The following is a 12,255-nucleotide window of genomic DNA, read 5'->3' on the forward strand; positions in this document are numbered from 1 at the left end:
CCGGCGGCTGCCGGGGACGGTGGGACGGCGGCACGGCGGCACGGTGGGACGGCGGGACGGCGGGACGGCGGCACGGTGGGACGGTGGGACGGCGGATCACATCGCGCGGTCGCGGCCCTCCCAGTACGGATCACGCAACCGCCGCTTGTAGAGCTTGCCGTTGGGGTCGCGGGGCAGCACATCGATGAAGTCGACGCTCTTGGGCCGCTTGTATCCGGCCAGTTGCCGCTCGCAGTGGGCCAGGATCGCGGTGGCCAGGGCCGGGCCCGGGATCTCGCCTTCCGCCGGTTCGACGACGGCCTTGACCTCCTCGCCCCAGTCGGAGTGCGGGATGCCGAAGGCGGCGGCGTCGGCCACCGCGGGGTGGCTCAGCAGCACGGACTCGATCTCGGCCGGGTAGATGTTGACTCCGCCCGAGATGATCATGTCGATCTTGCGGTCGCGAAGGAAGAGGTAGCCCTCCTCGTCGAGCACCCCGAGGTCGCCGACGGTGAAGAAGTCCCCGATGCGGTTCTTGCGGGTCTTGGTCTCGTCCTTGTGGTAGCTGAATCCCCCGGTCGACATCTTCATGTAGACCGTGCCGAGTTCACCGGGAGGCAGCCGTTTGCCGTCGTCGTCGAACACGGCGATCTCGCTGATGGGCCAGGCCCTGCCGACAGTGCCGGGCTTCTTCAGCCAGTCCTCCGCCGTGGCGAAGGCCCCACCGCCTTCGCTCGCCGCGTAGTACTCCTCCACACAGGTCCCCCACCACTCGATCATCGCCCGCTTCACATGGTCGGGGCAGGGGGCCGCACCGTGGATGGCGTGCCGCATCGACGTCACGTCGTACCGTCCCCGTACGTCCTCGGGGAGCGCGAGCAGCCGGTGGAACTGCGTCGGCACCATATGGGTGTGGGTGCAGGCATGCGCGTCGATCAGCCGGAGCATCTCCTCGGGCGTCCACTTGTCCATCACCACCAGCCGGTGGCCGATGTGCAGCGAGGCGCCCGCGAACTGGAGCACGGCCGTGTGGTACAGCGGCGAGCAGACCAGATGGACATTGCCGTCGAAGGGCCGGATCCCGAAGATGCCGAGGAAGCCGCCCAGGTAGGTCTCCTCGGGGAGCTTGCCCGGGAGCGGACGGCGGATGCCGCGTGGTCTGCCGGTGGTACCGGATGTGTAGTTCATGACCCAGCCGAGGGTGCGGTCGGCGGGCGCCGTGTCCGGCTGTCCGTCCAGGAGTTCGGCGTACGGACGGAACCCGCCGACCCTGCCGACGGCGTAGCGGTGGCTCCCGGGCAGCTTCGCCTCGTCGGCCGCCGCCCTCGCTGCGGCGCCGAAGCGTTCGTGCGCGATGAGCGCCTTGGCGCCCGAGTCGGCGACGATCCAGGCGATCTCGGAGCCGACGAGATGGTGGTTGACGGGGACGAGATAGAAGCCCGCCTGGGACGCGGCGAGGTACGCGGTGAGGAACTCGACGCCGTTGGGCAGCACGACGGCGAAGGCGTCACCCCGCTCCAGACCCGCGGCGCGCAGTCCGTGGACGAGTCGGTTGGCGTCGGCGAGCAGCCGGCCCGCGGTCCACTCCTCGCCGTCCGGTGCGACGAGCACGCTGCGGCCCGGGTCGGCGGCAGCCTGGGCCCAGAAGCCTCCCGGGGGCTGCGTCTTCGGGGACCCCGCCTGCTGCTCCGTCATGATCCGCTCCTTCCGGTCCTTCCGGCGATACGGCTGATACGGTCCACGGCCCGCTCGAATCCGCGGGTGAGGTCGTCGAACACGTCCTGGACGCTGCGCTCGGAGGTCATCCGTCCGACGATCTGGCCGACCGGGGTGCCGAGCAGCGGTTCGACCTCGTACTTCTGGATCCTGGAGACGGCTTCGGCCACGAGCAGGCCCTGCAGGGGCATGGGCAGGGCGCCGGGGCCGTCCGGATCGTCCCAGGCGTCGGTCCACTCGGTGCGCAGCTGACGGGCGGGCTTGCCGGTCAGGGCGCGGGAGCGGACCGTGTCGCCGGAGCCGGCGGCGAGCAGCTTCCGGGTGAGGGCCGGGGAGTGCAGATCGGCCTCGGTGGTGGTGAGCCAGATCGAGCCGAGCCAGACGCCCTGGGCGCCGAGGGCGAGCCCGGCCGCGATCTGCTCTCCGCTGCCGATGCCCCCGGCGGCCAGTACGGGCAGCGGTGCGACGGTGTCGACGACCTCGGGGGTGAGCACCATGGAGGCGATCTCGCCCGTGTGGCCACCTGCCTCGTAGCCCTGGGCGACGACGATGTCGATGCCCGCGTCGGCGTGCCGGCGGGCGTGCCGGGCGCTGCCGGCGAGGGCGGCGACGAGGACGCCGTGCTCGTGGGCTCGGGCGACGACGTCGGGCGGCGGGGAGCCGAGCGCGTTGGCGAGGAGCTTGATGGGGTAGTCGAAGGCGACGTCGAGCTGGCTGCGGGCGACCTGTTCCATCCAGCCCGTGATGCGCCATCCGGAGGCCTCACCGTCGGCGAGTGCGGGGACACCGTGTTTGGCGAGGGTCTCTTGGACGAAGCGGCGATGGGCGTCGGGGATCATCGCTTCGACATCGGCCTCCGTGACGCCGTCGACCTTCTTGGCGGGCATCACGACGTCGAGGCCGTAGGGCTTTCCGCCGGTGTGCTCCTGCATCCAGTCGAGGTCGCGGGCGAGGTCGTCGGGTTCGGTGTAGCGGACCGCGCCGAGCACCCCGAAACCCCCCGCCCTGGTGATGGCGGCGGCGACCGCGGGGAACGGCGTGAAGCCGAAGATGGCGTGTTCCACGCCCAGTCTCTTGCTCAGCTCCGTCTCCATGGGCGGCAGGATGCCGCAGCGGAACGGTCGAGGGAAGAGATTTTCTGATGCTGTGTCAGATTCTTGTCCGCGGCCGTGCGCCCGCGCGGGCCCTTCGGAGCCGCCGCGCCCTTGCCGCCGCCTGGTCGCGGTACGAGACTTTTCCGTGTTGCACGGTGCCCCGAAGGATTCTGTCGGGAAGGGTGCGGTATGACGGACGCGCCGCCCGGCCGGGCGGCGCAGACGGTTCAGGGCGTGGCGGGATCAACCGCCGGCTGCTGGGCTTCGGAATGCCGGCACTGGGAGGTGCGCTCGTGGTCGGACCCGTCCCAGGCCACGCCGCAGCGAGGGATCCACGGGCCGGGGACGACACCCACCACGGCGTCCGCGCGGTCCTGCGCCACGGGACCCCCGGGCAGGCCGGGCTGATCGCGGCCCATCTGGACCGTCTGGTCGCCGACGCCGAGACGTACCTCGCCCCCTCGCCCGAGCACCCCTGGTACGCGGGGGCGGTGCTCCTCGCGGGCCGCGGGACGACGGTGGCCCTGCACCGGCCGATCGGCACGGCGGTGCGGTACGCGGCCTATGACGAAGCTTCCGACGCGGGGGTGGAGTTCCCGGCGGACCGGCGGATCCCGATGGCCGAGGACACCGTCTTCGATCTGGCCTCCGTCTCCAAGCTGTTCACGTCGCTCCTGGCCGTCCAGCAGCTCGAGCGGGGTGCGCTGGGGCTCGAGGAGAAGGTCGCCGCGTACCTTCCGGAGTTCGGGGCCGCGGGCAAGCAGGACGTCACCGTACGCCAACTCCTCACCCACACCTCGGGCCTGAGGGCATGGGTCCCGCTGTACGAGGAACCGTCACGGGAAGCGCGGCTGCGGCGGCTGTGGAACGAGGCACCCGCGCATCCGCCCGGCTCGGCGTATCTGTACTCGGACCTCAATCCGATCGCGCTCCAGCTGGTCCTGGAGAAGATCACCGGCCGCACCCTGGACGTGCTGCTCCACGACGAGATCACCGCCCCGCTCGGGCTGCGGCGCACACGGTTCAACCCCCCGCCGTCCTGGAAGCCGTCGATCGCGGCGACCGAGGACGCCCGGCCGCCGTGGTCGGGTCTCGACCGGGGGCTGGTGTGGGGCGAGGTGCACGACGAGAACGCGTATGCGTTCGGCGGCGTCGCGGGTCATGCCGGCGTGTTCTCCTGCGCCTGGGATCTGGCCGCGGTCGCCCGCACCCTGCTCGACGGCGGGGCGTACGGGGGCGCCAGGATCCTCTCCGAAGCTTCCGTGGAGCTGATGTTCACGGACTTCAACACGGCGTTCCCCGGCCATGCCCACGGGCTGGGTTTCGAGCTCTACCAGCACTGGTACATGGGGGCGATGGCCACTCCGCGCAGTGCGGGGCACACCGGGTTCACCGGCACCGCTCTCGTCCTCGACCCGTCGACGGACTCGTTCCTCGTGCTGCTCGGCAACTCCGTCCATCCGGTGCGCAGGTGGCGCTCCGGCAGCGCGCCGCGCGTGGCCGCGGCGAATCATCTGGCACGGGCCGTGGCCGTACGCCCCCGGCACGGGCAGACCGCCTGGTTCTCCGGTATGTCCGCGGACACCACCGCGACCCTCACCCTGCCGGAGCTCGCCCCTGGGGCCACCGGGCGGGCACGGCTGTGCTGCGCCCTGTGGTGGGACACCGAACCGGGTTCGGGCGGGGCCGTCCTCGAGGCGTCGGCGGACGCGGGTGCCACCTGGCGGCCGGTCCCCTTCACGACCGTGCGCCCCGGCCGGGCGCCACGCGCTCACCCCGACGGCCGGGCCACCGGCTGGTCGGACCGCGTCTGGCACCGCGTGGAGTGCGATCTGTCCTCGTGGCGCGGAAGCCCCGTCCGGCTGCGCTGGCGGTACTCGGCCGGACCGCGGTACGTCGGGCGCGGGGTGTACGTGGACGGCCTGCGGGTCGAGGACGGCCGGGGAACGCTCTTCGACGAGTCAAGGCCGCGGGACGCGGCCCGCATCACGGCGTGGGGCTGGACGGCCGCGGCCGACTGAGCGGCAGCGGGGCCGCGGGCGATACCGCCGGGACGGGGACCGGCCTGCGCGGGCCGCGCGCGGTGCGGGCCGCGCACGGTGCGGGCCGCGCACGGTGCGGGCCGCGCACGGTGCGGGCCCCCGTAGCGACCGTCGGCGCCCTGTCCGCCGGCTGTGCTCAGCCTTCCCGCACCGAGAGCACGATCTTGCCCCGGGTGCGGCCCGTCTCGCCCAGCCGGTGTGCCTCGGCGGCATGCTCCAGGGGCAGCACGGTCTCCACGACGGGGCGCAGCTTCCCCTCCCCGGCCAGTGCCGCGAGGGCGTGCATGCCCGTGGAGTCGGGTTCCACCAGCGTGAAGCCGGAGCGGCTCCCCCGCGGGTCGCCGTCGACGGCCGGCGGGACCTCGTCGGGCGAGGGCAGGGTGACGAGGGTGCCGCCGTCCCGCAGCACTCGCAGCGAGCGGGTGCCGTAGTCCCCGCCGATGGAGTCGAGGACGACGTCCACGCTGCGCTCCCCGAGCACCTCGGCGAAGTCCTGCCGGGTGTAGTCGATCAGCTCGTCGGCGCCCAGCTCCTTGAGCAGCGCGTGCTTCTCCTCCCTGGCGGTGCCGATGACCTGCGCCCCCCGCGCCGCGGCGATCTGCACGGCGAGGTGGCCGACGCCGCCCGATGCCGCGTGGATCAGCACCCGCTGCCCGGTGCTGAGTCCGGCGGTCTCCACGAGGGCCTGCCAGGCGGTGAGCCCGGCCAGCGGCAGAGCCGCGGCCTCCACATGGCCGAGGGCCGCGGGCTTGGGTGCGAAGTGCCGGGCGGGCCCGGTGACGTACTCGGCGTAGCCGCCCGCCTGGCGCGGGAACTCGGGCATGCCGAAGACCTCGTCACCCGGGCGGTAGAGCGTGACGCCGACGCCGACCGCCTCCACCACGCCCGAGACGTCGTAGCCCAGCACCGGCGGCTCGCCGTGCATCCCGAAGCCGCCCGTCGCCCGGGTCTTCCAGTCGATCGGGTTCACGCCCGCCGCGTGCACCCTGACGAGGATCTCCGTCGGGCCGGGGACGGGCCGGTCGACGGTCACGGCGGTGAGCACCTCGGGACCGCCCCAGGAGGCCGGGCCGATCGCGCGCATCGTGGTGTCGTTCATGGGTTGTCCTCTCCGTTCCTTGCGGTACACCACCACGATCGCCGTCACCACGATGATCCAGAACTGGCCGGATGGCCATGATGTGACAGAATCTGGCCATGGACATCGTGGAGCAGCGGAACGCACCGGGCGAGTGGGACGCGTACGAGGGCTGTGTCGTGCCGCCGGGGACCGATCCGCACCGCGTCGTGGTCCTCGCCCTCGACGGTGTGATGACCTTCGAGCTCGGCATCCCGGCGCGGATCTTCGGCAGCGCCCGCGACGCGGACGGGACCGCGCTCTACGAGGTGGCCGTCTGCACTCCGGACGGGCGTCCGGTGCGCACCGAGGCGGGCTTCTCGATCGACGTGGAGCACGGTCCCGAGGCGCTGGAGCGCGCGGACACGGTGATCGTGGCGCCGACCCACCGGCTGGGCGCCATCGGCACACAGGGCGTGCTGCCCGAGGACCTGGCCGCGGCCCTGGCACGGATCCGGCCGGGGACCCGGACGGTGTCGATCTGCACGGGTGCGTTCGTCCTCGCGGCGGCCGGACTGCTCGACGGCCGCCCCGCCACCACGCACTGGGCGGAGGCGGATCACTTCCGGCGGCAGTTCCCGCGCGTGCGTTTCGACGAGGACGTCCTCTTCGTCGACGACGGAGATCTGCTGACGTCGGCCGGCGCCGCGGCGGGCGTCGACGTGTGCCTGCATCTGGTGCGCCGCGACCACGGGAGCGCCCTGGCCAATCAGGTGGCCCGGCGCTGCATCGTGCCGCCGTGGCGGGACGGCGGCCAGGCCCAGTACATCGAACGTCCCGTACCCGCGCCGACGACCGCCACGACGGCGCCCACCCGCGCCTGGGCGCTGGAGAGGCTGCACCGGCCGCTGACGCTCTCGGAGTTGGCCGGTCATGCGCGGATGAGCGTACGCACCTTCACCCGCCGCTTCCGCGACGAGGCGGGCGTCACCCCCGGCCAGTGGCTCACCGCGCAGCGCGTCGAGGTCGCCAAACAGCTGCTGGAGACGAGTGATCTGTCCGTCGACCTGGTCGCGGACCGTGCGGGATTCGGCAGCGCGAACTCCCTGCGGCAGCACATGCGGGAGCTCGTGGGGGTGTCCCCGGCGGCGTACCGGCGCACCTTCCACGGCGCGTAGGCCCGAGGGCGCGAACACACGGGACGACGCGAACGCGTGACGAGCGAACGCGTGAGAACGGAACGCGTGACGAGTCAACGCGTGACGGTGCCGACGACGCCCGGGACGCGGGACCACCGGGGGTGCGCGTCCTGCGTCGTACGGCCCCGCGTCAGCGTCCCAGTGCCGCCATCGCCGCGTTGTGGCCCGGGATGCCGCTCACCCCACCGCCACGCACGGCACCCGCGCCGCACAGCAGTACGTTCGCGTGCCCCGTCTCGACCCCCCAGCGGCCCGTGGAGCCGTCCCCGTACGGGAACGCCAGGTCGCGGTGGAAGATGTGCCCGCCCGGCAGCCGGAGGTCGTGCTCCAGGTCGAGCGGCGTCTTCGCCTCGATGCAGGGCTGTCCCGCCTCGTCGAGGGCCAGGCAGTCCGTGATCGGCTCCTCCAGATGGGCGTCCAGTTCGGCGAGCGTCGCCTTGAGCAGGGCGTCGCGGGCCGCGTCGGGGGCGTCCGTGAACAGCCGCGCGGGAGCGTGCAGTCCGAAGAGCGTCAGGGTCTGGTAGCCCTGCGCGGACAGCTCAGAGCCGAGAATGGAAGGGTCGGTCAGGGAGTGGCAGTAGATCTCGGACGGCGGCGCCCCGGGCAGCCGTCCCGCCGCGGCCTGGGCGTACGCTGTCGCCAACTGCTCGTAGCCCTCGGCGATATGGAAGGTGCCGGCGAACGCCTGGTGCGGATCGACGCGGTGGTCACGGAGCCGCGGCAGCCGGCGCAGCAGCATGTTGACCTTGAGCTGAGCGCCCTCCGGCGGGGCCGGGGGTTCCTCGCCGAGCAGCCCGGACAGGGCCTGCGGTGAAGCGTTGACCAGGACCTTGCGGGCGGCGACGGTGCCCTCGCCCTCTCCGGTGCGGAAGACGACCTCGGCGCTCTCGCCATCGGTGTGGATGCGCACGGCCTCGTGGCCGGTGACGATCTCCGCTCCCGCGCCGCGCGCCGCATCGGCCAGTGCGTCCGTGAGCGCCCCCATCCCGCCGACGGGGACGTCCCAGTCCCCTGTGCCGCCACCGATGACGTGGTAGAGGAAGCAGCGGTTCTGCACCAGCGAGGCGTCGTGGGCGTCGGCGAAGGTGCCGATGAGCGCGTCGGTGAGGACGACGCCCCGGACCAGGTCGTCCTGGAAGTTCTCCTCGATCGCGACCCCGATGGGGTCCTCGAAGAGCATCCGCCAGGTCGTGTCGTCGCCGAGCCGCTCTCGCAACTCCTCACGGGACGGCAGCGGCTCGGTCAGGGTGGGGAAGATCCGCTCGGCCGCCGTGCGGGTGCGCTCGTAGAAGCGGAGCCAGGAGGCGTACTCCGCGTCCGAGCCGGTGATGTCCGCGAACGACTCACGGGTGCGCTCCTCGCCTCCGCCGACCAGAAGTCCCGTCGCCCGGCCGTCGCGCAGGGCGGGGGTGTACGAGGAGACGGTCCGCTTGCGCACCGCGAAACGCAGCCCCAGATCGCTGACGATCTTGTCGGGCAGCAGGGAGACCAGATAGGAGTAGCGGGACAGACGTGCGTCGACCCCCGCGAACGGGCGGGTGGAGATCGCCGCTCCCCCGGTGCCGCCCAGACGTTCCAGGACGAGGACGTCCCACCCGGCCCGGGCGAGGTAGGCGGCGGCGACCAGACCGTTGTGGCCACCACCGACGATGACGGCGTCGTACACGGCTCGGGAGAACGCTTCGGCTGCTGGCATGCCTCTTCGTAGCACGCGATGATCGCCCCGGGCCAGGGGGCGAGGCTGCGCCCGCCCGTCAGACACCCTCTCTGGCGGTGACGGCACCGGACGAGATGGCCGCCTTGAGCGCCGAATGGTCGGCGGCGGTGCGGTCCGCGTAGGTCATGGCGAAGTCGGCCACGGCCCGGTCGAAGCGGTCGGAGGTGCCGAGGTAGGCGGCGATCGCGATCCGCTCGCCCGTCCGGGCGTGGGCGCGGGCCAGGGTCCTTCCGCACAGTCCGGCGTATTCGCCGAGCAGCGCCGGGTTCATGGTCGCGATGTCCGCCGAGCCCTTCATGTCACGCAGCTGCCGCCAGTAGAAGTGGCGCCCGGCGGGTCCGCTGACCCAGCCGAGGAAGATGTCGCTGGCCGCCTGGAGCAGCCGCTGCCCGGCGACGACACGCTGGCCCTGGTGCTTGTACTGCGAGCGGGCCAGATGGGGTTCAAGCACGGACCGCTCGGCCTCCTTGATCTGCAGGAAGAGCGGGTCGGCGTCGTCGCGGCCGGTCATGAGCGCCACATAGCAGCGGGTGCCGACACTGCCGACGCCCACGACCTTGCGGGCCGCCTCGACGAACCGGAAGCGGTCGAGGAGCACCCTGCGGTCCTCGGGGAGGGTGCTGCGGTAGTCGCTGAGGATCTTCCGTACGGCCGAGGCGTCGGGCATATCGAGCACGTCGAGCAGCGGGGGGTCGAAGACGATACGGCGCCGGCCGTCGATGACGGAGGTGAGCTTCTCCAGTGCCTGGAGGCTCGTGCGGCGGCGGGCCTTGGCGATCTGCGTCTCGACGCGGGCGCGGTCCACGTTGCGCACCAGGGCCAGGACTTCCGCTGCGTCGAGCCGCTCGTACCAGACGTCGAGTTCACCGCGTCCGGCGAGACGCCGCATGGTGGTCCGGTAGGCCCCGGCCCCGGCCTGTGCGGCCTGCCGGGCCTTGGCCTCGGGGTGACCGTTGTCCAGTGCGGCCACGGCGACACTGGCGACCAGCCGCTTCACATCCCACTCGAAGGGGCCCGGCAGGGTCTCGTCGAAGTCGTTGAGGTCGAACAGCAGGTCGCGTTCGGGGGAGGCGAAGGCGCCGAAGTTGAGGAGGTGAGCGTCGCCGCACAGCTGGACGGTGAGCCCGCTCTGGGGCTGGACGGCGAGGTCGGCGGCCATGACGGCGGGGGCGCCGCGCAGATAGGTGAACGGCGAGACGGCCATCCGGCCGTACCGGATGGGCACGAGGCCGGGCTCCCGGCTCCGGGCCTGCGCCTCGAGGATCTCGAGGGGATCCCGCCGGTCCGCGGCGGGGATCCAGCTCCCATGTGCGGACCTGGGCACCCGCTTGCGCGCGTCGCGGCCGCGCTGCTCCTGATCGGCGGCATCCGTCATAGGGCCATTGTGCGCCGGGCACGGCGTCTTGACCTGGGGAGGAAAGCCGAGCGGGTGAGGGCCCGGCAAGCCGCGTCCGGCTCCCGCCGTGGCGGAGCCCCCGACCATTTCCGAAAGAAATATTGCGGAATTTATATTTCACAATCTACGGTGGCGGGTATGCGATCGAAGCGCGAACCCGAGCGGATCACCGACCTGTCCCGGCTGAAGGCGTTCACCAACCCGCTGCGGATGCAGCTCTACCGGCTGCTGTATGCCTCGGGCAGCGCGACCGCCTCTCAGCTCGCCGAGCAGGTCGACCAGGCGCCGTCGCTGGTCAGTTACCACCTGCGCAAGCTGGCCGAGCACGGCTTCGTGACCGAGGCGACCGGCCGGAGCAGCGACGGCCGTGAACGGTGGTGGCAGGTGGCGTCCGAAGGCTTGGGCTTTCGCAACTCGGACTTCGCGGACACGCCCGAAGGGGCTGCCACGGTCGGCGCGGTGACTCGCGGCATCTTCGACACGCGCACTGCCCAGTACCGCACGTATCTGGATCAGACGGCGGCCTGGGGCAAGGCATGGACGGACGCCGCTGTCAGTTCCGAGTGGGCTCTCGATCTGACGCCCGCCGAACTCGCCGAGATGAGCGCCGAGTTCCAGGCGCTGGCCCAGCGCTGGCGAGAGCGCGGCAAGGCCGCCGGAGCGGCCGGCGACACCAATGATCGCGAGCACGTGGCCGTGCACCTCTACGGCTTCCCGTTCCGGCTCTGACCCGGCCCGTACCCCACCCGATGGAGCTCGCGATGGACACCGCACGCACAGCCGTGCCCGAAAGCGCCACCACGCCGGCCTACCGCGACCACAACGTGCTGCGCTGGCTCACCTCGTACACCGTCTCCCTCATCGGCGACAGCGTGTACTTCGCTGCGCTCGGCTGGTCCGCCCAGGAGGCAGCCGGCGCTGCCGAGGTCGGCCTCGTGATGGCCGCCGGAGCGCTGCCACGGGCATTACTCATGCTCGGCGGGGGCGTGGTTGCGGACAGATTCAGCCCCCGCCGGGTGATCCTCGGCAGCGACGCGCTGCGCTGTGTGCTCATCCTCACGGTGGCCACCGGCATCGCTCTGACCACACCGGCCTTGTGGATTCTGGTCGCGGTGGCGCTCGTCTTCGGCGCCTTGGACGCGCTCTTCGTCCCCGCAGTCGGGGCTCTCCCCGCGTGGATCACCAGCCCCGACCAGCTGGCCCGGGTCACCGGCATGCGCTCCTTGTCGATGCGCCTCAGTCAGATCGCGGGCCCGCCCATCGGCGGCCTGGCCATGGGGCTGGGAGGTACGGCGGCCGCGTTCACCGTCGCCGGCCTGCTCTTCGCACTGTCCCTGCCGCTCCTGCTGGCCCTACGAATACAGCCTCTCGGGGCGCGAGCCGAGGACCAGCCGGAACCCGGCACCGCACGCGAGGACCTGCTCGACGGGCTGCGCTATATCCGGCGCCACCCCCTCATCGGCCCGCTCGTCATCGTCGGCGCCCTCTGTGAAATCGGCCTGATCAGCCCCCTGACCGTCGGCATGGTGCTCCTCAACGCCGAGCGTGGCTGGGGCCCTTCCGGCTACGGCTGGATCGTCGGCAGCTTCGGCGCGGGAGCGGCGGTCAGCGCCGCACTGCTCGCCATCGCCGGCCGGCTGCCTCGTGCCGGCCTGGTCCTTGCCGGGACACTCCTCGTGGGCTGCACGGGAGCGGCCGCCATCGCGCTGGTGCCGACCCTTTGGCTCGCCATGGTGCTGGCCGCGGTCATCGGGCTGAGTGCGGGCGTCTTCGGCACTCTGGCCAACGCCTTCATACAGATCGCGGCAGACCCCGCCTATCTCGGCCGGGTCACCTCCGTCGTCATGCTCACCATGGTCGGTCTCGGCCCCCTCAGCTACCCGTTGGCCGGCGCGGCCATCGGCGCCTGGGGTGCCGCCCCGGTGTTCCTCGGCTGCGGCGCCTTCGCCGGTCTGGGCGTGGCCATGGCCCTTGCCTCCGATGCGGTGCGTCGCGCCGAACTGCCCCGGCAGCAGTCGGCGTGACCGCCTCAGGGCAGTCCGGCGCAAGAGCCTG

At 72.1% G+C, this 12,255-nt stretch carries 9 protein-coding genes; 4 read left to right on the forward strand and 5 right to left on the reverse strand.

From position 1 onward, the window contains the following. Positions 1-96: 96 nt before the first annotated feature. Both ACTWOL_RS01745 and ACTWOL_RS01750 read right to left on the reverse strand, forming a co-directional pair. Positions 97-1,674: an acyl-CoA synthetase gene (locus ACTWOL_RS01745; RefSeq protein WP_474293550.1), complete on the reverse strand. Its 1,578-nt coding sequence runs from the start codon at positions 1,672-1,674 to the stop codon at positions 97-99. Further along, positions 1,671-2,789, reverse strand: a complete 1,119-nt coding sequence (locus ACTWOL_RS01750) for an NAD(P)H-dependent flavin oxidoreductase (RefSeq protein ID WP_474293552.1) — start codon at positions 2,787-2,789, stop codon at positions 1,671-1,673. Before ACTWOL_RS01750 ends, ACTWOL_RS01745 begins: the two co-directional genes overlap by 4 nt. A 293-nt stretch (positions 2,790-3,082) precedes the next feature. Between ACTWOL_RS01750 and ACTWOL_RS01755 the strand changes: the two genes are divergently transcribed. Then, entirely contained in the window at positions 3,083-4,810 is a 1,728-nt protein-coding gene (locus tag ACTWOL_RS01755) for a serine hydrolase domain-containing protein (RefSeq protein ID WP_474293554.1), read from the forward strand. Between the two features lie 157 nt (positions 4,811-4,967). Here ACTWOL_RS01755 and ACTWOL_RS01760 read toward each other — a convergent pair whose 3' ends face one another. Continuing rightward, positions 4,968-5,930, reverse strand: coding sequence for an NADP-dependent oxidoreductase (locus ACTWOL_RS01760; RefSeq protein ID WP_474293556.1), 963 nt, complete (start codon positions 5,928-5,930; stop codon positions 4,968-4,970). Between the two features lie 98 nt (positions 5,931-6,028). Here ACTWOL_RS01760 and ACTWOL_RS01765 point away from each other — a divergent pair, with 98 nt between their 5' ends. Further along, positions 6,029-7,066: a GlxA family transcriptional regulator gene (locus ACTWOL_RS01765; protein ID WP_474293558.1), complete on the forward strand. Its 1,038-nt coding sequence runs from the start codon at positions 6,029-6,031 to the stop codon at positions 7,064-7,066. A gap of 151 nt (positions 7,067-7,217) precedes the next feature. Here ACTWOL_RS01765 and ACTWOL_RS01770 read toward each other — a convergent pair whose 3' ends face one another. Together ACTWOL_RS01770 and ACTWOL_RS01775 are read right to left on the reverse strand one after the other, a co-directional pair. Further along, positions 7,218-8,783, reverse strand: coding sequence for a phytoene desaturase family protein (locus tag ACTWOL_RS01770; protein ID WP_474293560.1), 1,566 nt, complete (start codon positions 8,781-8,783; stop codon positions 7,218-7,220). Positions 8,784-8,841: 58 nt separating this feature from the next. Next, complete coding sequence (locus ACTWOL_RS01775; RefSeq protein WP_474293562.1) at positions 8,842-10,179, reverse strand: DUF2252 domain-containing protein; 1,338 nt, start codon at positions 10,177-10,179, stop codon at positions 8,842-8,844. A 159-nt stretch (positions 10,180-10,338) separates the two neighbouring features. On the opposite strand from ACTWOL_RS01775, the gene ACTWOL_RS01780 reads away from it, so the two are divergent. Then, positions 10,339-10,929 (forward strand): ArsR/SmtB family transcription factor, encoded by a 591-nt coding sequence (locus ACTWOL_RS01780; protein WP_474293564.1) that lies wholly within the window; start codon positions 10,339-10,341, stop codon positions 10,927-10,929. Between the two features lie 32 nt (positions 10,930-10,961). Continuing rightward, a complete protein-coding gene (locus tag ACTWOL_RS01785; RefSeq protein WP_474293565.1) occupies positions 10,962-12,224 on the forward strand; it encodes an MFS transporter in 1,263 nt (420 codons plus the stop codon). Positions 12,225-12,255 lie beyond the last annotated feature (31 nt).

The organism is Micromonospora sp. IBHARD003 (assembly GCF_056106285.1).